Here is a 19,005-nt window from a genome sequence, read left to right on the forward strand (position 1 = left end):
ATGATGAAGATTAAAGGATGTATAGCGCTGATATTACTTGCTGTTCAAGCAGTTTTTGCTCAAGTTGAGTTTAAAGCAACGGTGAGCAAATCGTCTATTGGAATCAACGAACGATTGCGAATCGACTTTACAATGAATGATGATGGTGATAATTTTGAAGCTCCCTCATTCGAGTCGTTTAAAGTGTTTGGTGGTCCAAATCAATCGGTAAATTATTCATGGGTAAACGGTAAAAAATCGTTTAGTAAATCATATTCTTTTTTCTTAGCACCAACCAAAAAAGGAACATTTGTAATTGGTCCGGCGTCTATAGAAATTGCAGGAAAAATATATAAAACCAATTCGGTAAAAGTGACTGTTGGAAATGCAGTTGTACAACCCGAACCGGAAGAAGAGGAAGATCCTTTTGCTATTATTTTCGGTAACCGAAGACCACGCCAAGTGCAGCCGGTTGCCCCACCAGAGTTAAAAGGCGATGGTATTCACCTTGTAGCCGAAATTTCCAATGCTAATCCATACTTAAACGAACCTATTACCGCTGTTTACAAACTTTATGTGAGTCCGTATGTAAGTGTAAGCGACTTTAGAGAGGCTACAAGTCCTAAATACAATAATTTTTGGAGCCAGGCCATCGATGTGAAAAACCTGTCGGTTCAAATGGGGAAATACAATGGTGAAGACTACCGTTATGTCATCCTTAGAAAAACAGTTTTATATCCTCAAAAAGCTGGTATGTTAACTATAGAGCCTTTGTCGTTAGATATTACCATGCAATCACCAACAGGGCGTCGTGATATGTTTGGAAGAATGGAATATGCTAATGGAACAAAAAAGGTTTCTGCCGGAGAAAAGAAAATTACAGTAAAACCACTGCCTGAAGCCGGTAAGCCGGAAGATTTTTCGGGTGCTGTTGGGTATTTCGATTTCAAAGTAAAACCGTCTAAAACAACCTTAAAAGCTGGCGAATCAATGCAAATTGAGGTAAGCGTAGCCGGTAAGGGTAATATGAAACTGTTTTCTTTGCCTAAACCAGTAGTGCCAAATGCTTTAGAAATGTACGATCCGGAACACAAAGAAAACGTTTCAACACCATTAAGCGGAACTCAAGGTACAATTTCCGATACCTATACGGTTGTGCCTCAATACAAAGGCAGCTATATTATTAAGCCGATTGTGTTTTCATACTTTGACTTAAACTCTAAAACCTACAAAACAATTGCTTCCGAAGAAATTAAAATCAATGTTTTAGAAGGAAATGTTCCGGTTGCTGAAGGAAAGTCGAATGAAAGTCAAAAACAAACTATTAGTAAAAGCGATCAGTTTGCTTTTATCAAATCGAAAACTGAACTCACAGCAATAAATAAAACCGATTTTCTGGGTTCCAATCTGTTTTACGGATTACTTTTTGCTCCGTTTTTCATCATTCCAATCATTGTATTGGCCAAAAAGAAAAAAGAAGCTATCGATGGTGATGTTGCTGGAAATAAAATCAGACAGTCCAACAAACTGGCTAGAAAATTCCTTTCGGAAGCGAGCAAACAATTGGGCAATAAAGAACCGTTTTATGATGCCTTGGAGCGCGCTATGCATAATTTCTTAAAAGCAAAACTCAAAATTGAAACCTCCGAGATGAGTAAGGAAAACATTCAGGAGCTTTTAGAGTCTAAAAATGCTCAAAACGAAACAACAATAAGCTTTATGCAGTTGATGGATAACTGTGAATTTGCCAGATATGCACCAGCCACTTCGGTAGCAATGCAACAAGATTATGATAAAGCCGTACGTGTAATTTCCGAATTAAGTAAACAGATTTAAGGGTAAAAAAATGAAAAAGATACTATACATAGTGCTATTGGTTTCTCAAGTAATGATGGCTCAATCTGATTTTCAAAAAGGAAACGATTTGTATAAGAAGGAGCAATACGAAGAGGCTATAGTGGCGTATGATGCTGTTTTGCAATCTGGTGAGCAATCGGCCGAATTGTATTTTAATTTAGGAAACTGCTATTATAAACTACATAAAGTAGCTCCGGCGATATACAATTACGAAAAAGCGTTATTGCTTAATTCAAACGATCAAGAAATTCAAACCAATTTGAAGTTTGCCCAAAAAATGGCAATCGATGAAATTAAAGTAGTGCCTAAAGTTGGTTTTTCTGTTATGTTGAACGAAGCTTTAGATGTGTTTCATTACGATACTTGGGCTAAATTCGCCACAGCATTTTCGGTGTTGTTTTTGTTGTTTTTTATAGGGTACTATTTTGCTGGAACATCATTGCTAAAACGCACATTTTTTGTGAGTATGGTAATTGGATTGATAACAATACTATTTTGTGTGAGTGCAGCAATTTCGGAACGTAACAACTACAAATCAGAGCGCCCAGCTATAGTGTTTAATGAAGTGGTTTCGGTTAAAAGTGAACCTAAAACTAATGCGCCTGAGGCTTTTGAACTACACGAAGGAGCTAAAGTTTTTGTTTTGGAAGAACAAGACAGTTGGCGAAAAATTCAACTCACTGATGAAACCGAAGGCTGGATTCCTAAAGACGTTATTAAAGAACTAAAATAAGCAGTTATTCGGATGGATTCGAATTTTCCGTTTGTGGATTCGCTTCCTGTGATTTTCTTAATTCGTCGAACCAATCGGTTAATACAGGTAACAATACTTCGGAAGTTTTTAAAATCGGATTAAAAAGCAATGATTTTTCTTGAGTTTCTTTTGATATAATCATATCGTTGAGGTTGACTTTTTGAAATAAACTCAATACGATTCCAAGTAATAAAGCTGTTTTTAAAGCACCAAACACACCACCACCAAGAGTGTTTAACCATCCTAAAAAAGCAAAATTGGCAATTCCGGTAAACACCTTGGCTAGAAGATGAATGCCTACAACTACAATAATTAATGTGATTACAAAAGCAGCAACTTGGATGGTTTTTGGCGACCAAGAAACCGCCCCTTCTAAAATACCTTTTGCAACATAAGAAAATTTAATGGCAACGTAAATTCCAACAAAAAAAGAAATTAGAGAAGCCAATTCTACAAAGAGTCCGTTTCTCAATCCTTTAATAAGTCCGAAAACAAGTAATGCGGCTAGAACAATATCAATATAACTCATGGTTTAAGTAAAAAAGGTAAAGCTTCAAAGGTAAAAGTTTTTTTATAACTTATAAATTCAAGCGTATCTTTGTGAAAATAATTTTAGAAGTTTCGAAAAGGAAAAAACCCTAACGCTTAACTTTCTAATTCTTAACTCAAAAAAATGTCAAGAGACGAGCAATTAAAAACCCGCTGGGATGCGGTTGTACATAAACTTTCCAATCAATTTGCCGATGGCGAAATCCTCGATTTAGATGCAATTATTTATTTAATTGGCGTTCAAGAATTAGGACAATTGAATCGAAAATTCAAAAAAGACGAAAAAGTCAACTTAATGCATATTGCTATTTGCCGACTTCTAGAACCTTATGGATATTACGAATTCGATTTTTTTGATGAAGAAAGATGGCCTCATTATAAAATAAAAGAACAATTACCGCCATTAAAAGCCGGGGAGCAATCTGTTTTAATGAAAGAAGCAATTGTAAACTATTTTTTAGAAAAAGAATTTATTGAGTAAGATTTAGGAACTAATTCATGTTACCTATTTACTAATCACTCAAAAAAAACTAAATTTGCATCCAATTACCGCACGACGATGACAGATAAGATCAAAGAATACATTGGTGAAGCTCAAGCTTTTACTACAGATAATAAAGAAACATTAGAGGCTTTCCGAATTAAATTTTTGGGAAGTAAGGGGTTATTGAAGGATTTATTTGCCGAATTTAAAAACGTTCCAAACGATCAGAAAAAAGAATTTGGCCAAGTAATCAATCTTTTGAAAACTACTGCGGAAGAAAAGGTTAAAACAATTCAGGATATTCTAGAAAGCAAAGAAGTTTCAACTGGAATTTATGGAGATTTAACACGCCCAGGCGAGCCTTTGGTTATTGGTTCGCGCCACCCAATTTCTATTGTAAAAAATCAAATTGTTGATATTTTTTCCAATATCGGTTTTAATGTTTCCGAAGGTCCAGAAATTGAAGATGATTGGCATAATTTTACTGCATTAAACTTGCCGGAATATCATCCAGCACGTGATATGCAGGATACATTCTTTATCCAAACCAATCCGGATGTCTTGTTGCGTACGCATACTTCTTCCGTTCAAGTTCGTTATATGGAAGGTAATAAACCACCTATTCGTACAATTTCGCCAGGCCGCGTTTTTCGTAATGAAGCGGTTTCATCCCGTTCGCATTGTATTTTCCACCAAGTGGAAGGTTTGTATATAGACCAAAATGTTTCTTTTGCCGATTTAAAGCAAACGTTGTTGTATTTCACGAAAGAAATGTTCGGAAAATCAAAAATCCGTTTGCGTCCAAGTTATTTCCCGTTCACCGAACCAAGTGCTGAGGTAGATATCTATTGGGGATTAAAAACTGAAACCGACTACCGTATTACCAAAGGTACTGGATGGTTGGAAATTATGGGATGTGGTATGGTTGATCCTAATGTTTTGAAAAATTGTGGTATTGACGCAAACAAATACAATGGTTTTGCCTTTGGTATGGGTATCGAGCGTATTGCAATGTTATTATATCAAATTGGAGATATTAGAATGTTTTATGAAAACGATGTTCGTTTCTTGGAACAATTCAAATCGAGTATATAATTTTAGGCGGATTTTTTCCGCCTTTTTTCCGCTTTTAAGTTTATGCAAAAAGATATTATTATTCCCAAAGTAGAAAATGTTTACGTAGCAGCCGTTCAGGAATGGAACGATGATTTTATGGAAAATTCCTGGTATGCTCATTTGGTTAACGACAACGATGTGAAGTTAGAAATGGCTATCGTGGTATCTAGAGCTTACGGTCAAATTAATGGAGAAGACCGTAAAACAGGTACTTTTCGTCATGCTTTTAAAGAAGTGGAAGCCAATACTGCAGTAAAGATAGAATTGCTTGAAAATAATGTTTTACAACTGAATAATGAATTTGCAGTTACTTTTTTTATTGGAGACAAGCTTTATGATAAAACGTATGTGTTTCGCGCTAACACTATAAATGATAAAGCCTTAACCGATGTTCCTGTTATGAACAAACGTGGTGTTCTCGTAAAATAAAACATGACATAAACCCTTAAAATTGGGATGTAAATCATATTTTTTATTGAGTAGGTTCTTGATTATTTTTTATTTTAGAGAAAATTTTCAGTCGTAACCTTTATGAGAAAATCTGCTTTTCTTTTTTTAGCCCTTTTATTTTCGGTTTTAGCCTTTTCACAACAGCATAATTTTGTCCAATATGTAAATCCGTTCATTGGAACCGGAGGACACGGACATACTTTTCCTGGTGCAACAACGCCCTACGGGATGGTTCAGTTGTCTCCCGATACTAGAATTGATGGTAGTTGGGATGGTTGTGGCGGTTATCATTATTCCGATTCTGTTATTTACGGATTTTCACACACGCATTTAAACGGCACAGGTGTTTCCGATTATGGCGATATTATGCTTATGCCTACCATGGGCGAACCTTCATTGGATAATTCAAAATATTCTTCTTCTTTTTCACATCAAAACGAAAAAGCATTGGCTGGATTTTATAGTGTTACATTAGATAAGCACAACATCAACGTGCGATTAACCGCTTCAACACGTGTTGGTTTTCATGAGTATACATTCAATCAAAACGGACAAGCCAATATCATTTTAGATTTAAATCATCGAGATAAATTGTTAGAAGGCGAAATTCGAGTAGTAAATAGTCGGACTGTTGAAGTTTTAAGAAGAAGTGAGGCTTGGGCAAGAGATCAGTATGTGTATGCTCGTATAGAATTTAACTTACCGATGACTATTTCAAAAGTGCGAGCAAACGGTAAAAACGAATCGAATTGGTATACCGGCACCGACTTAGCGTTAAGTTTTTCTAAAGAAGTTGTAAAAGGCGAAAAAATTTGGGTAAAAGTTGCCTTGTCTCCAACAAGTTATGAAGGAGCGGCATTAAATTTAACTGAAATTAAGCATTGGGATTTTGAGCGTACAATTAAAGACGCAGCAATTCTATGGAATTTAGAACTTTCTAAAATTGAAGTAGACTCTAAAGACAAAGACCAATTAGCCATTTTTTATACAGCGTTGTACCACACCATGATGCAACCTAACATTGCAGAAGATTTGGATGGTAAATACCGAGGCCGTGACAATCAAATCCATGTAGCAGACACGTTCGATTATTACAGTGTTTTTTCGCTTTGGGATACGTTTCGCGGTGCACATCCCTTGTATACATTTATAGATAAAAAAAGAACTTCCGATTATATCAACACCTTCATTAAACAATACGAACAAGGTGGGCGATTACCTGTTTGGGAACTGGCTTCTAACGAAACAGATTGTATGATTGGTTATCATTCAGTATCAGTAATAGCAGATGCCATGGTAAAAGGAATTCAAGGCTTTGATTATGAAAAAGCTTTTGAAGCAGCAAAACATTCGGCCATGCTGGACCATTTGGGGTTGGACGCGTATAAAAAAAATGGTTTTATTGCTATTGATGACGAGCATGAAAGCGTTTCCAAAACGGTGGAATATGCCTATGACGACTGGTGTATAGCTCAAATGGCTTTGCTGCTCAACAAAAAGGATGATTATGATTATTTCATGAAACGTTCTCAAAATTGGAAAAACCTTTTTGACTGGGAAACGGGATTTATTCGTCCGAAGAAAAATGGAGGTTGGGATACACCTTTTGACCCTAGAGAAGTGAATAATAATTTTACCGAAGGAAATGCTTGGCAATATACTTTTTTTGTTCCACAAGATATTCCTGGTATGATTGAAGCATATGGTGGGCCTGAAAAATTTGAAGCCAAGTTAGATGAGATGTTCAATAGTGAAAGCAAAACCACAGGAAGAGAACAGGTTGATGTTACAGGACTTATTGGGCAGTATGCTCATGGTAACGAACCAAGTCATCATATGGCGTATTTGTATAATTTTATTGGGAAACCCGAAAAAACGCATGAAAAAATAAAGTTTATTTTAAATGAATTTTATAAAAACACTCCTGATGGTTTAATTGGCAACGAAGATTGCGGTCAAATGAGTGCATGGTATGTTTTAAGTGCAATGGGCATGTATTCGGTTACACCAGGTTCAGGAACTTGGCAACATACAAAACCCTTTTTTAATTCTATAAATGTGAATTTAGAAGGTGGAAAATCACTGCAGTTGGATGTTAAAAAATATTCTGAAACAATTGCTGAGAATAAATCAAGTGAAAGCACAAATCTTGTTCCGGTTCCAGTAATAAAGTCCGATAGCAAATCATTTAAAGGTAAAATGTTTGTTACAATAGCTTCTAATTCTAAGGGAACGAGTTACTATTCATTAGACAATAAAAAGTTTAAAAAATATTCAAAACCTTTTAAAATAAATAAAACGACTGTTGTTTATGCTTATACAACCAATCAATTTGGCCAAAAAAGTAATGTGGTTTCGGCCAAATATTTCAAAAAAGCAAACGAATGGACTGTTGATTTAAAATCGAAGTATAATCCTCAATACCATGCCGGTGGTCCCGAAGGGTTAATAGACGGTATTATTGGAACAGAAAATTGGCGAAAAGGGGATTGGCAAGGTTTTCAAGGGCAGAATTTTGAAGCCATAATTGATTTAAAAAAACTGCAAAAGATTAGTGAGATAGATGCTCGTTTTTTGCAAGATTCTAGAGCTTGGATTTTAATGCCCACGAAAGTAGAGTATTATATATCTAACGATAATGTTACGTTTACTTTGCTAGGAACTGTTGTCAATCAAATTGAAGCGAGCAGTGAAGAGTCTCAAATTCGAAATTTTAGTTTGAAATTAAAAAACACGCAGGCCCAATACGTGAAAATACTAGCATATAATTACGGACAATTACCTGGCTGGCATCAAGGAGCAGGTGGCGATGCTTATATTTTTATAGATGAGATTAATATAAAATAAATACAATCCAACTATTCTTTTACAGGAAAAACAAGCGATAAAGCCACAGAAAGCAGCAGTACACTACCTACAATCATTAAAGAAACGGGAGAAGAAATGTGAAAGAAAGGAGCGATAAGCATTTTAACTCCGATAAAGGCTAAAATAATGGCCAATCCGTACTTTAAACGGCTAAACATATGCATGAAGTTAGCTAATAGGAAATAAAGCGCTCTAAGGCCTAAAATGGCAAAAATATTTGAGGTGTATAAGATAAACGGATCGTTTGGCGCAATGGCAAAAATGGCAGGAATACTATCTACTGCAAAAATCAAATCGGTAAATTCAATTACGGCTACAACTACAAGCAACGGAGTAGCCATTTTTATACCGTTTTGAATGGTGAAAAATTTATCTTCGTCGTAGTTTGAGCTTACCTTGAAAAAACGGTAAATAAGCTTGGCACCTGGGCTTTTCGTAAAATCCCTTTCGCCATCGTCGTCTTCGTCTGAAAACCAAGACTTTATACCGGCAAAAACCAGGAAAAGTCCGAAAAGGGAAAGAATTACATTAATTTTTACCAAATGCCCTAAAACATTCATTTCGGGTAAATAGGTTAGATTAATCAGCTCAACACCGGTAAAAATAAAGATAGCTCTAAAAACCAAGGCGCCTAAAATACCCCAAAACAGGACTTTGTGATGCAATTCTTTTTTGACGTTAAAAAATCCGAAAACCAGTATAAAAACAAAAAGATTATCTACCGAAAGTGCCTTTTCTATCCAGTAAGCCGATTGAAATTGAGCAAATTTCTCGACACCCATATAATAATATATAACTCCGCTGAATCCCATTGCCAAGGAAATCCAAAGTGCCGACCAGAGTAAGGCCTCACGATTGCTAATTGCATGATTGCTTTTTTTGAAAACGCCTAAATCCAGTAACAACATGGCAAGTATAACAATGCCAAAAACAGTTAAAATGCCCGGATGGTTAATTAGTTTGTCCATTTTTCGGTATTTATGAAACGAAGATAAGTGTTCTTTTTTTATCCAAGGAAAAAAATGAAAGACCCAGTAAAATCAAGGGTTTTGGCAGGTTTTAAAATAAGGCTATTTTTCCAAACACAGCTATAAATGCTTTAAAAACAAGGGTTTATGAGGTTTTAAAATCAAAAACCGTTGAAACGTCTTAAAAGTAAAAAAATTAGTCTAATTTTTCAGTTAGCTTTTTAAATACTTTTTTTGGTTCTTTTCCATCATAAAGAATGTCATACACGGCGTCTATAATGGGAGTTTTTGCCTTGTATTCCTGATTAAGATTGTAAGCACTTTTAGTAGCATAATACCCTTCGGCAACCATACTCATTTCCATTTGTGCCGATTTTACCGTGTATCCTTTTCCAATCATATTTCCAAACATACGGTTTCGTGAAAAAATGGAATATCCAGTTACCAGTAAGTCCCCCAAATAAGCCGAATCGTTAATGTTTCGTTTCATTTTGTGGACTTTTTTGATGTATTTTTTCATTTCCCGAATTGCATTACTCATCAATAAGGCTTGAAAGTTGTCTCCATAACCTAATCCGTGAGCGATACCTGCAGCAATAGAGTAAATGTTTTTCAACATTGCAGCATATTCGGTACCAATAATGTCGTCTGATATTTTAGTTTTGATATAATGACTGTTTAGATTCTTAGCCATGACTTTTGCTTTTTCTTCATCACCACAAGCAATGGTTAAGTACGATAGACGCTCTAACGCAACTTCTTCAGCATGGCAAGGTCCTGTGATTACTCCAATGTTTTCATAAGGAATGGAATATGTCTTGTGAAAATGTTCGCCAACAATTAAACTTGTTTCAGGAACAATACCCTTGATGGCTGAAAAAATAACTTTATTTTTTAAATCAACTGTTAAATTTTCCAATTCACTGCTTAAAAAAGCTGAAGGAATAGCAAAAATGATGTAATCAGCGTAAGCAATCGCTTCATTGATATCGGTAGTAAGGCGTAATTTTTTGGTATCAAATTCAACTGAACTCAAATAATTCGGATTGTGCTTGTTTATTTTAATATGCTCTACAGCGTAGGTGTTTCGCATGTACCAAGATATTTCTGGTAGGTTTACGCATAGCATTTTTGCAATAGCTGTTGCCCAGCTTCCACCACCAATAACTGCAAATTTTGGAGTATCCGTCATTTTGATTTTCAAATTTCTAATTCCAAAAATACTCAATTTTACTAATCTTTTAAAATTTATAAGAATACTTCGTTAGGCTTAATGCAATTTGGCATGCTAATTGAATTACATATTTTGAACTTTAAATATGAAGCGTATGAAAACTGTAAAATTACTTTTCGCCGCCATTGTAGCGCCTCTATTGCTCTCATCATGTTATGTTGAGAATACGTATCACGATGATTATGTAAATAACGGAGTTACGCTTCCGCAGTTAATGGAACGCTACGAACTTTGGTATGTAGATTATAATGCAACAACCGGAGTTGGAGATGTGCCTTTTTTAACCCGTGCTTTTACCATTTCGTTTTTAAACGGAACATTATATGCAAACAATAATATTGCATATAGCGGTTCCACGGGTAATGGATTTGGTATAGACATCGGATATTACGATTATACACCCAATACAATTCGTTTTTATCACGATATCTATGGATATTATGAAACCGAAGTAGTTCAAATTAGTGCTAATCGTATTCAGTTAATTGATCATTATCACAATGTGAGCTATTATTTGATAGGTTATCAGAGAAATACGTTTAATTATGATGCATTGTTTTACGATAATATTACCTATTTTCTTCAGGAATATAGTGCCTGGGAAAAGGTTTATACAAGCAATGTAGGAGCTTTAAACGATTTTGATAACGAACATTTTATTCAGTTCTTATCATCTGGAAATCAATTTCGTTCGTCTCAAGATATGCCAGGAATTCCTGTAAATTCTATTTATTGGGATTTTACTGGGCTTTACGGAGTGTTTAATGTTTCGGGAAATCCGTATCAGAAAATTTTAACACTAGATTATGATTTTTGGGGCAATGAATCTTTTGTTCTCACCGTTATCAATGACAACAGAATACGATTATACCATCAAAGTTCAGGAACAACATATGAGTTTCAAGGTAGAGGTTTTATCCAATACATGAAACAAGGAGGTAAAGAACGTATTAAAAATACCATAAAAGTGTAGGTTAGGATTAGTTAATATTTTTTGTTTTTGGTGAGGAAGGCGCTCTTGAAATTTATTTCGGAGCGCCTTCCGTTTTTTTAGTACATTTGCTTTTGTTTTTTTAATATGATTCGGATAATCAGGATTTTAGCGGTATTATTCTTGACGGAATTGCTGTATGGGCAAGCACCGAATATTTCCTATGCTACACCGAATTCATTTTTTGCTGGAATAGAAATTTCTCCATTAACGCCAATAAACAACGGGGGAGATGTTCCTAATGAGCCTGTAGTTTCTACGTTGGCGGGTTCTGGATCGATTGGGAATGCAGATGGCATCGGTACGGCGGCAAGTTTTAATTATCCGACTGTAGTGGCTCTTGATAATCTTGGTAATATTATTGTGGTAGACCGAAGTAACAATAAAATTCGCAAGATAACTACCGATGGTTTGGTGTCAACTTATGCGGGAACAGGTACGCTTGGAAATACAGATGGAGGCGTTGGTTCGGCAACTTTTCGATATCCTGATGGCGCAGTAACCGATTCGCACGGCAATATTTTTATAACCGACCAAAGTAATCATCGTATTCGAAAAATAACACCTTCTGGAATTGTCTCAACTTTTGCGGGTTCTGTAGCGGGTTATCTTGACGGAACGGGTACTGCTTCCAAATTCTACTATCCGGCAGCTATGGCAATTGATGCAAACGATAATTTATATATTGCCGACTGGAACAATCATAAAATTCGAAAAATTACACCAAGCGGAGTTGTTACAACGTATTCAGGTACAACACAAGGATTTCAAGATGGGGCTTCTAATGTTGCTAAATTTAATGGTCCAACTGGGCTAGCGTTCGATTCTTTAGGAAATCTTTACGTTGCCGATTATAGTAATCACAGTATTAGAAAAATTGACAATACGGGTCAGGTTACAACTTTTGCCGGAAACGGAACTTCTGGGGCAATTGATGGAGTTGGTGATAATGCAAGGTTTACTAATCCTGCAGTTGTTGCTATCGACATGAACAATGTGCTTTATGTTACCGATGAGGGTAATCATAAAATTAGAAAAATAAGTTTAACTGGTGAGGTTTCTACCTTTGCAGGTTCTGGCAATATGGGAGCTGTTGATGGTTCGGCTAGTTTAGCTTCTTTTAAAAATCCAACCGGGATATGTGCAGCTTCCGATTCTGAACTTTACATTTCCGATTATGGAAACCATAAGATTAGAAAAATTTCCACTTATGGATATAGCATTTCTCCAGAATTACCTCCAGGGTTGTTATTCGATGCAATTACTGGGGTTATTAGTGGGACACCTACGCAAGTTTCTCCAATGACAGATTATCTAATAACAGCATCAAATTCTAATGGAACTAGCACATTTGTAATTAGTATAGAAGTTCAGCCGTCTTTAGGTTTACATTCTTTGGAACATCAAGATATAAAAGTGTTTCCCAATCCGGTATCAAATAAGCTTACGGTATTGCATGAAAAGGAAATTTATACAATAGTCCTTCTTAATGCTTTAGGTCAAGAAATTAAGTTTATAACTGGAGCCTTGGTAAGTCAACCTATCGATTTTTCTTCTTTGACTAGCGGGGTTTATTTTCTAAAACTATATGGTGAATATGGTTCTAAAGAAATTAAAATTATAAAACAATAAAGCGCTCCTAAGAGCGCTTTATTAATAACTCATTTCGACAATTTCACGCACTTTATCAGGCGTTATATTTTGCTTTTCACCCAATGCCTTCCAACCTCTTTCTTCAAAACGATTTACGATAAAGTCGGCAGTATTTTCGTAGTTACTAGTGTTTTCCGAAAGTTTGGTTAACATACCCATTTTATGGAAGAAATCAACAGTTTTCTCAATAGCTTTCTCGGCTTTATCTTCTGTTGAGCCTTCATTGATTTTGAATATACGTTCGCCGTATTGGGCTAATTTTTCTTTTTTGGTTTCAAACATTACACGATATAGACTCGGTCCAATGATTGCAAGTGTACGTGCATGGTCAATTTCGTACAAAGCTGTTAATTCATGTCCAATCATGTGTGTAGCCCAGTCGGTAGGTACGCCTTTTTGAATCAATCCGTTTAACGCCATGGTTGCACACCACATAAAATTGGAAGCTAATTTATAATCGGTAGGATTTTCAGCTACTCCAGGACCAATTTCTACGAGTGTTTGTAAAATGCTTTCAGCAATTCTGTCTTGTAGAAGGGCGTCTGTCGGGTAGGTTAAATATTGCTCCATTACGTGTGTAAAGGCATCTACAACACCATTTTGTATTTGTCGTTTTGGGAGTGATTCAATAACAGTTGGATCACAAATTGAAAATTTCGGAAACAAGGCACTACCGCCAAAGGATAGTTTTTCTTGTGTTTCATTAATAGTAATTACTGCTCCCGAATTCATTTCACTACCAGTAGCGGGCAATGTTAATACGGTTCCGAATGGGATAACTTGAGAGGTGTCTTTAATGAGAAGACGTTTGTGTAAGATATCCATTGGGTTTCCGTCAAATTTAACCGCAGCCGAGATAAATTTTACACCGTCTATCACACTCCCTCCTCCAACAGCCAAAATAAATCCGATGTTTTCATTTCGGATAATTTCTACGGCTTTCATTAGGGTTTCGTAACGCGGATTTGGCTCAATACCACCAAATTCTAAAATTTCAGCGTTAGGTAGTGCAGCTTTTACTTGTTCATAAACACCATTTTTAAAAATACTTCCGCCGCCGTATGCCAGTAAGATTTTAGTGTTTTTTGGAACTAAATCAACTAATTTAGAAGTTTGTCCTTTTCCAAAAACGTAATTGGTAGGATTGTATAATTCGAAGTTTAACATGATTTAAAATTTTGAAGCCTAAAGTTACTGAAGATTGTATTAAAGACTTTTAAAACTATGTTAATTGAACTTATTTTTTATAAAACAAATTATGGTCAATGTAGTCCCAAACCTTTTCAGGGAGCATTGGTCTAATGTTTTTACCCGATTTTAAGCTTTCACGAATGAAAGTTGATGATAACTCAATAATGGGTGCTCCCACACGATGAATTTTTGAATGATTGATGAACTGAGCATCTATTTCTCCTGAAGCAGCTCTTGGATACACATAAATGTTGTGATTTTGCAGAATCACTTCATAATTTTTCCATTTGTGAAGCGAATTCAGGTTGTCTTCGCCCATAATTAATGAAAACTCATGATTTGGATGTTTTTCCTGCAAATGAGCGAGTGTGTTTACGGTATAATTGGGTTGAGGCAACTTAAATTCGATATCTGAAGGTTTAATTTTTGGATAATTTTCTGTGGCCAGATGCACCATGTGTAAGCGATGGTAATCATCCAATAAGGAACTTTTTTGTTTGTGCGGATTGTGCGGTGTTACCACCATCCAAATTTGATCCAAATCGGAATGCTCTGCCATATGGTTGGCAATGATGAGGTGCCCGATGTGTATGGGGTTAAAGGTTCCGAAATAGAGTCCGATTTTCATTTTTTAGGGATAAGTGAGGAGAGATAAGTAAAAAGCAGTTTACTTTTTTCTTATCCCTTTTCTCTTTTTACTTATTTATAAAATCCTTCACTAATTGATACGCTTCTTCTTTCGCGATATCTAAATCGTAATTTTTGATAATGGTGTCAAATTGTGGTGCAGTAGCTAATTCTACGTGGGCTTTTGCAATTCGCATGTTGATTTTATCTTCACTTTCGGTAGAACGTTCTTTTAAACGACGTTTTAATTCGTCAACACTAGGCGGTTTTACAAAAACGGCTAGAGTTTCTTCTGGAAACTTCGATTTAATTCGCAGTCCACCCGCCACATCAATATCGAAAATCACATTTTTTCCTAAAGCCCAAATGCGCTCTACTTCACTTTTTAATGTGCCATAGAAATTGTCTCGATAAACTTCTTCCCACTCCACAAAATCTTCAGCTTTAATATGTTTTTTGAACTCTTCAATCGACATGAAATAATAATCTTTTCCGGACACTTCTTCGCCACGAGGTTCACGTGTAGCTGCCGAAATGGAAAATTCAAGATTCAAATCTTCTTTTCCCAATAAATGTCTTACTATAGTTGTTTTTCCAGAGCCTGAAGGCGCCGAGAATACAATTAATTTTCCTCCTTTATTCATTCTTTTATTTTTAGCTTTTAGCGGCTAGCCTTTAGCTTTATTGTGTTGTTGTTTGTTTTTTGTAATGATGGTTTATAAGACATTCAAAACCTGTTCTTTAATTTTTTCCAATTCATCTTTCATCTTTACCACCAGTTTTTGCATGCCTGCGTGGTTTGATTTGGATCCCATAGTGTTTATTTCCCTACCCATTTCCTGAGTAATGAATCCTAATTTACGGCCATTGGCTTCGTTTCCGTTTAGTGTTTCAATGAAATAATCTAAGTGATTGGTTAATCGAACTTTTTCTTCCGTAATGTCTAATTTTTCCAAATAGTAAATCAGTTCTTGTTCGAAGCGATTTTCATCAACATTTACTTTTAGTTCATCAATTGCGGTTTGCAATTTGTTTTTAATGTTGGCAATACGTTCTGGATCAAGCTCTAAGGCTTGTTCCATATACATGCGAATGTTAGCAATACGTAATTTGAACTCATTTTCTAAAGAAATCCCTTCGTCTTTTCGAAACTGATTGATATTGGTTAAGGCTTCTTCTATTACCGATGCGATTTTTTTCCATTCGTTTTCGTCGATTTCATCGCGCTCTGTTTTTACTGCATCCGGCATTCGAACAGCCATTTTCATAAGTTCAGTAGCGTCGGCATCGGGAAGAATTTCACGCATTTGTGAAATATAAGCTTTTACTATAGGTGCGTTAACTTTTGTTGAAGTTTCTTCTCCAGTCACTTCAATATATAAGGAAAAATCAACTTTTCCGCGTTCTAGACTTTGAGAAATCTGATTGCGAAGTCCCAATTCCATTTCACGATAAACCGAAGGCATTCGAACATTCAAGTCTAAACCTTTACTGTTTAATGATTTGATTTCAACGGTAATTTTTTTGGTTGGCAGCTGTAATGTTGCTTTACCAAATCCGGTCATCGATTGTATCATACTTTTTGAGAAATAAACTTCAAAGATAATTAAAAGTATTTAGTGTTTGTGCTCTGAGAGGTTTAATTCCTCCGACAGAGACTCCTTTACAACGGGTTTTTTCTGTGTTACCAAATACACACCAATAAAAATTAATGCAGCAGAACCTATTTTAATCCAACTTAAAGAATCTTTACTTAATCCTATTGCGAAAATAGATGCAAACAAAGGTTGTAAATAGATGAAAACTGCTACTGTGGTTGGTTTAAGTTCCCGCATGGAGAGTAGGTTTAATAAATAGGTCAGAAAAGTAGATACCACCACCACGAATCCAATTTTCAAATACGCCGAGGCTGGCACTATGCTCCAATCTACTACCTCAAATTCACGCCATCCAAACGGAAAAACCATTAGAAATCCGAAGAGATAAATCCATTTTACAAATGAAAAAGCATTGTATTTGTCCATTAGCTTTTTTACTAAAATCAGGTAAAAACCGTAAGAAACCGCATTGACAAAAACCAGTAAATTCCCTAAACTTGCATTAGGTGCGTTTACTTTCTCTCTGCCGTATAAAATTAGGGTAACGGTTCCGACCAATCCGAGTAGGATGCCAAAAACTTTTCGGTTTTCCATGCGTTCTTTCATAATAATAGCCGACAAAACCAAAACAATCATTGGAGTAGTAACCATTAATACGGCTCCCATAATTGGAGAAGTATAGCTTAATCCTTTAAAAAAGGTAAGCATGTTGAATGCCACACCAAAAAAGGCTGCGGCTAAAATTCTTGGAAAATCTTTTCGGTCAACTTTTTCGGTTTTTACAAATAAGGCAACTAGCCAAAAGAGTAGCATCGAGCCTCCAACGCGAAGAAAAATAAAACCAAAAGCATCAATGTATTTTGGCATTACATCTTTAGCAATGGTGAAAGTTACCCCGTAAATCATAGCGACCATCCAGGCGGCTATAAGGGCATACGAGCGCGCCTTCATTAGCTTAAAAATTCAATTACAGCCTGAACAGTTTTCGAACTATTACCTACAAAAATTTTAGCATCAGCTATGATAACTGGGCGCGATAAAAAGGTGTAATGTTCTAATATATAGCGTTTGTAGTCGGCTTCTGTTAAGGTTTCGTTTTTCAAGCCCATTTCTTTGTATAAAGTAGCTCTTTTGCTAAACAAGGCTTCATACGAACCGGCCATTTTAGCCATTTCATCTACTTGTTTAATAGTCATTGGTTCTGTTTTTATGTCTTGTAATTGAAAACTTTCTAAGTTAGGAAGCGATTTTAAAATGCGTTGGCAGGTGCTACACGTTTTAAGATAATATATTTTTCTCATAATGGTAGATTATGTTCAAAGTGAAGTGCAAAAATACACCGTTTTGAAGTCTAAAAATCACTATTTTTATAAAAAAAATTATGCAATCTACTTTTGAAATTAATCGAACCAGTCGTAATGTATTGTTGAATTTCCTTGAAAATTATAGTCTTAATCAATTGAATACTATCCCAGAAGGTTTTAGCAATAATCTTATTTGGAATATTGGCCACATTGTGGTGGTGCAGCAAATGTTGGTGTATAAATTGTCGGGTTTGCCTATGATGGTTTCCGATGCGATGGTAGAAAAATACAAGTGAGGTACAAAGCCTGAAGGAATTGTGGATGCTGTTGAAATAGAAACAATAAAAGGGTTGCTTTTTGATACGCTTGAGAAGACCAAAACCGATTTTTCTACCGAAATTTTTAAAGACTATAATGAATTTACAACGATGTCTGGATTTACGATTAGAAATGCTAAAGAAGCTATGGAATTTAACAATTACCACGAAGCGATTCATACGGGAATCATGATGCAAATTCGCAAGTTTTTATAAAAAATAACTCCGAATAGAAAAAAAATGGCTATTCGGAGTATTCATCAATCGGATTATGACGTGATTGATTCTTTGCGTTTTATCAATTTAAAAGTAATGGGTATATTTTCCCAATTGATTTTGAGACTTCTTTTTTGATGTCGGTTTTTTTTGATGCGTAAACGATATAAATCGTAGCAAATAATGATAACCAGAACTAAACTTACTACATAAAACATTTTAAATTTTAGGTAGATATACGTAAAACCAGAAAGAATAGCACCAATTGAATATGAACTCGTTATTGCCAATAAAAGTTTGGCTCTGCCTCGCAATGCTTTGTTCTGTCTGTTCTCACGCATGGTAAACATTGAAAACAAAATGCCTAAATCGGTAGTAGTACCGGTAAGATGTGTTGTTTTTACGGATAAGTTGGAGATGCTGGCGGTTAATCCGTTTTGTAATCCCATAGCATAAAGCATCAGAGTGAGTAAAACTTCCGTTTCTGTTAAAGTTTCTGTATAAAAATAGTCACCATAAACACCTACGAATAATAAGCAGATCATTTCAAGAACTAATGGTGTAGCATGAGCAACGTATGTGTTTTTATGGTTAAAATGAATGATAATTAGGTTAGAAGTAAAACTTCCGAAGAAAAAGAAAAAAATCCAGCAAAACACAACTGCGATTTGGTAGAAATTGCCTTTCACTATTTCGGAAGCCAAGATTGCATAATGTCCTGTTACATTAGATGAAAACGAGAAGAACAATAATAGTGATCCAATATTAACCATCCCGGCAGAAAATGCGGTTAAGGTTCCTAATTTAATGTTGTCGGCTAAAGTTCTTTTATCGTGTTTTCGAAGCATA

The 19,005-nt window shown here is 35.6% G+C and carries 20 protein-coding genes; 10 read left to right on the top strand and 10 right to left on the bottom strand.

The genetic code is table 11. The annotated features are described in order from the left end of the window. The gene (locus ACZ1JT_RS06150; RefSeq protein WP_465092965.1) at positions 1-1,815 is read left to right on the top strand and encodes a BatD family protein; all 1,815 of its coding nucleotides are present in this window, start codon (positions 1-3) and stop codon (positions 1,813-1,815) included. 10 nt (positions 1,816-1,825) lie between these two features. Continuing rightward, entirely contained in the window at positions 1,826-2,569 is a 744-nt protein-coding gene (locus ACZ1JT_RS06155; RefSeq protein ID WP_465092966.1) for a tetratricopeptide repeat protein, read from the top strand. A gap of 4 nt (positions 2,570-2,573) precedes the next feature. Here the strand turns inward: ACZ1JT_RS06155 and ACZ1JT_RS06160 are convergent, their stop codons facing one another. Further along, a complete protein-coding gene (locus tag ACZ1JT_RS06160; protein WP_465092967.1) occupies positions 2,574-3,119 on the bottom strand; it encodes a CvpA family protein in 546 nt (181 codons plus the stop codon). Positions 3,120-3,263: 144 nt separating this feature from the next. Here ACZ1JT_RS06160 and ACZ1JT_RS06165 point away from each other — a divergent pair, with 144 nt between their 5' ends. The 4 genes from ACZ1JT_RS06165 (at position 3,264) to ACZ1JT_RS06180 (ending at position 8,036) form a co-directional block, all read left to right on the top strand. Next, positions 3,264-3,620: a hypothetical protein gene (locus ACZ1JT_RS06165; RefSeq protein WP_465092968.1), complete on the top strand. Its 357-nt coding sequence runs from the start codon at positions 3,264-3,266 to the stop codon at positions 3,618-3,620. A 78-nt stretch (positions 3,621-3,698) separates the two neighbouring features. Then, the gene (gene pheS / locus ACZ1JT_RS06170; RefSeq protein ID WP_465092969.1) at positions 3,699-4,718 is read left to right on the top strand and encodes a phenylalanine--tRNA ligase subunit alpha; all 1,020 of its coding nucleotides are present in this window, start codon (positions 3,699-3,701) and stop codon (positions 4,716-4,718) included. Between the two features lie 42 nt (positions 4,719-4,760). Further along, positions 4,761-5,168 (top strand): hypothetical protein, encoded by a 408-nt coding sequence (locus tag ACZ1JT_RS06175; protein WP_465092970.1) that lies wholly within the window; start codon positions 4,761-4,763, stop codon positions 5,166-5,168. Positions 5,169-5,270: 102 nt separating this feature from the next. After that, the gene (locus tag ACZ1JT_RS06180) at positions 5,271-8,036 is read left to right on the top strand and encodes a GH92 family glycosyl hydrolase (RefSeq protein ID WP_465092971.1); all 2,766 of its coding nucleotides are present in this window, start codon (positions 5,271-5,273) and stop codon (positions 8,034-8,036) included. Between the two features lie 11 nt (positions 8,037-8,047). Here the strand turns inward: ACZ1JT_RS06180 and ACZ1JT_RS06185 are convergent, their stop codons facing one another. Together ACZ1JT_RS06185 and ACZ1JT_RS06190 are read right to left on the bottom strand one after the other, a co-directional pair. Beyond that, positions 8,048-9,025 (bottom strand): TerC/Alx family metal homeostasis membrane protein, encoded by a 978-nt coding sequence (locus tag ACZ1JT_RS06185; RefSeq protein WP_465092972.1) that lies wholly within the window; start codon positions 9,023-9,025, stop codon positions 8,048-8,050. A gap of 196 nt (positions 9,026-9,221) precedes the next feature. After that, complete coding sequence (locus tag ACZ1JT_RS06190; RefSeq protein WP_465092973.1) at positions 9,222-10,217, bottom strand: NAD(P)H-dependent glycerol-3-phosphate dehydrogenase; 996 nt, start codon at positions 10,215-10,217, stop codon at positions 9,222-9,224. A 136-nt stretch (positions 10,218-10,353) separates the two neighbouring features. Here ACZ1JT_RS06190 and ACZ1JT_RS06195 point away from each other — a divergent pair, with 136 nt between their 5' ends. Both ACZ1JT_RS06195 and ACZ1JT_RS06200 read left to right on the top strand, forming a co-directional pair. After that, positions 10,354-11,232 carry a nicotinic acid mononucleotide adenyltransferase gene (locus ACZ1JT_RS06195; RefSeq protein ID WP_465092974.1) on the top strand — a complete coding sequence of 293 codons (879 nt, stop codon included), beginning with the start codon at positions 10,354-10,356 and terminating at the stop codon, positions 11,230-11,232. A gap of 105 nt (positions 11,233-11,337) precedes the next feature. Then, positions 11,338-12,882, top strand: a complete 1,545-nt coding sequence (locus ACZ1JT_RS06200; RefSeq protein ID WP_465092975.1) for a T9SS type A sorting domain-containing protein — start codon at positions 11,338-11,340, stop codon at positions 12,880-12,882. A 21-nt stretch (positions 12,883-12,903) separates the two neighbouring features. Here ACZ1JT_RS06200 and ACZ1JT_RS06205 read toward each other — a convergent pair whose 3' ends face one another. The 6 genes from ACZ1JT_RS06205 to ACZ1JT_RS06230 all read right to left on the bottom strand — a co-directional run bounded on the left by ACZ1JT_RS06205 (position 12,904) and on the right by ACZ1JT_RS06230 (position 17,620). After that, positions 12,904-14,070: an iron-containing alcohol dehydrogenase gene (locus tag ACZ1JT_RS06205; protein ID WP_465092976.1), complete on the bottom strand. Its 1,167-nt coding sequence runs from the start codon at positions 14,068-14,070 to the stop codon at positions 12,904-12,906. Positions 14,071-14,140: 70 nt separating this feature from the next. Beyond that, positions 14,141-14,722, bottom strand: coding sequence for a nicotinate (nicotinamide) nucleotide adenylyltransferase (nadD, locus tag ACZ1JT_RS06210; RefSeq protein WP_465092977.1), 582 nt, complete (start codon positions 14,720-14,722; stop codon positions 14,141-14,143). 67 nt (positions 14,723-14,789) lie between these two features. After that, positions 14,790-15,365, bottom strand: a complete 576-nt coding sequence (gene gmk, locus ACZ1JT_RS06215; RefSeq protein ID WP_465092978.1) for a guanylate kinase — start codon at positions 15,363-15,365, stop codon at positions 14,790-14,792. A 72-nt stretch (positions 15,366-15,437) separates the two neighbouring features. Continuing rightward, a complete protein-coding gene (locus ACZ1JT_RS06220) occupies positions 15,438-16,298 on the bottom strand; it encodes a YicC/YloC family endoribonuclease (protein ID WP_465092979.1) in 861 nt (286 codons plus the stop codon). 39 nt (positions 16,299-16,337) lie between these two features. After that, positions 16,338-17,270 carry a DMT family transporter gene (locus ACZ1JT_RS06225; protein WP_465092980.1) on the bottom strand — a complete coding sequence of 311 codons (933 nt, stop codon included), beginning with the start codon at positions 17,268-17,270 and terminating at the stop codon, positions 16,338-16,340. After that, a complete protein-coding gene (locus ACZ1JT_RS06230) occupies positions 17,270-17,620 on the bottom strand; it encodes an arsenate reductase family protein (protein WP_465092981.1) in 351 nt (116 codons plus the stop codon). Before ACZ1JT_RS06230 ends, ACZ1JT_RS06225 begins: the two co-directional genes overlap by 1 nt. An 80-nt stretch (positions 17,621-17,700) precedes the next feature. Here ACZ1JT_RS06230 and ACZ1JT_RS06235 point away from each other — a divergent pair, with 80 nt between their 5' ends. Together ACZ1JT_RS06235 and ACZ1JT_RS06240 are read left to right on the top strand one after the other, a co-directional pair. Further along, positions 17,701-17,919, top strand: coding sequence for a DinB family protein (locus ACZ1JT_RS06235; RefSeq protein ID WP_465092982.1), 219 nt, complete (start codon positions 17,701-17,703; stop codon positions 17,917-17,919). Positions 17,920-17,940: 21 nt separating this feature from the next. Continuing rightward, positions 17,941-18,156 (top strand): hypothetical protein, encoded by a 216-nt coding sequence (locus ACZ1JT_RS06240; RefSeq protein ID WP_465092983.1) that lies wholly within the window; start codon positions 17,941-17,943, stop codon positions 18,154-18,156. A 53-nt stretch (positions 18,157-18,209) separates the two neighbouring features. On the opposite strand, the gene ACZ1JT_RS06245 is transcribed toward ACZ1JT_RS06240, so the two are convergent. Then, on the bottom strand, positions 18,210-19,004 hold the full coding sequence (locus tag ACZ1JT_RS06245) for a YoaK family protein (RefSeq protein ID WP_465092984.1): 795 nt from the start codon (positions 19,002-19,004) through the stop codon (positions 18,210-18,212). Between the last annotated feature and the right edge of the window lies 1 nt (position 19,005).

This window comes from Flavobacterium sp. IC2-16 (assembly GCF_055521455.1).

What these genes read in the sequence shown, in the direction of transcription:
- ACZ1JT_RS06195 (WP_465092974.1), top strand. Translation starts at nt 10,354, where the DNA reads ATGAAAACTGTAAAATTACTTTTCGCCGCCATTGTAGCGCCTCTATTG.
- ACZ1JT_RS06175 (WP_465092970.1), top strand. Translation starts at nt 4,761, where the DNA reads ATGCAAAAAGATATTATTATTCCCAAAGTAGAAAATGTTTACGTAGCA.
- ACZ1JT_RS06165 (WP_465092968.1), top strand. Translation starts at nt 3,264, where the DNA reads ATGTCAAGAGACGAGCAATTAAAAACCCGCTGGGATGCGGTTGTACAT.
- ACZ1JT_RS06160 (WP_465092967.1), bottom strand. Translation starts at nt 3,119, where the DNA reads ATGAGTTATATTGATATTGTTCTAGCCGCATTACTTGTTTTCGGACTT.
- ACZ1JT_RS06235 (WP_465092982.1), top strand. Translation starts at nt 17,701, where the DNA reads ATGCAATCTACTTTTGAAATTAATCGAACCAGTCGTAATGTATTGTTG.
- ACZ1JT_RS06225 (WP_465092980.1), bottom strand. Translation starts at nt 17,270, where the DNA reads ATGAAGGCGCGCTCGTATGCCCTTATAGCCGCCTGGATGGTCGCTATG.
- ACZ1JT_RS06180 (WP_465092971.1), top strand. Translation starts at nt 5,271, where the DNA reads ATGAGAAAATCTGCTTTTCTTTTTTTAGCCCTTTTATTTTCGGTTTTA.
- ACZ1JT_RS06220 (WP_465092979.1), bottom strand. Translation starts at nt 16,298, where the DNA reads ATGATACAATCGATGACCGGATTTGGTAAAGCAACATTACAGCTGCCA.
- ACZ1JT_RS06230 (WP_465092981.1), bottom strand. Translation starts at nt 17,620, where the DNA reads ATGAGAAAAATATATTATCTTAAAACGTGTAGCACCTGCCAACGCATT.
- ACZ1JT_RS06155 (WP_465092966.1), top strand. Translation starts at nt 1,826, where the DNA reads ATGAAAAAGATACTATACATAGTGCTATTGGTTTCTCAAGTAATGATG.
- ACZ1JT_RS06150 (WP_465092965.1), top strand. Translation starts at nt 1, where the DNA reads ATGATGAAGATTAAAGGATGTATAGCGCTGATATTACTTGCTGTTCAA.
- pheS (WP_465092969.1), top strand. Translation starts at nt 3,699, where the DNA reads ATGACAGATAAGATCAAAGAATACATTGGTGAAGCTCAAGCTTTTACT.
- ACZ1JT_RS06190 (WP_465092973.1), bottom strand. Translation starts at nt 10,217, where the DNA reads ATGACGGATACTCCAAAATTTGCAGTTATTGGTGGTGGAAGCTGGGCA.
- nadD (WP_465092977.1), bottom strand. Translation starts at nt 14,722, where the DNA reads ATGAAAATCGGACTCTATTTCGGAACCTTTAACCCCATACACATCGGG.
- gmk (WP_465092978.1), bottom strand. Translation starts at nt 15,365, where the DNA reads ATGAATAAAGGAGGAAAATTAATTGTATTCTCGGCGCCTTCAGGCTCT.
- ACZ1JT_RS06200 (WP_465092975.1), top strand. Translation starts at nt 11,338, where the DNA reads ATGATTCGGATAATCAGGATTTTAGCGGTATTATTCTTGACGGAATTG.
- ACZ1JT_RS06245 (WP_465092984.1), bottom strand. Translation starts at nt 19,004, where the DNA reads ATGCTTCGAAAACACGATAAAAGAACTTTAGCCGACAACATTAAATTA.
- ACZ1JT_RS06205 (WP_465092976.1), bottom strand. Translation starts at nt 14,070, where the DNA reads ATGTTAAACTTCGAATTATACAATCCTACCAATTACGTTTTTGGAAAA.
- ACZ1JT_RS06185 (WP_465092972.1), bottom strand. Translation starts at nt 9,025, where the DNA reads ATGGACAAACTAATTAACCATCCGGGCATTTTAACTGTTTTTGGCATT.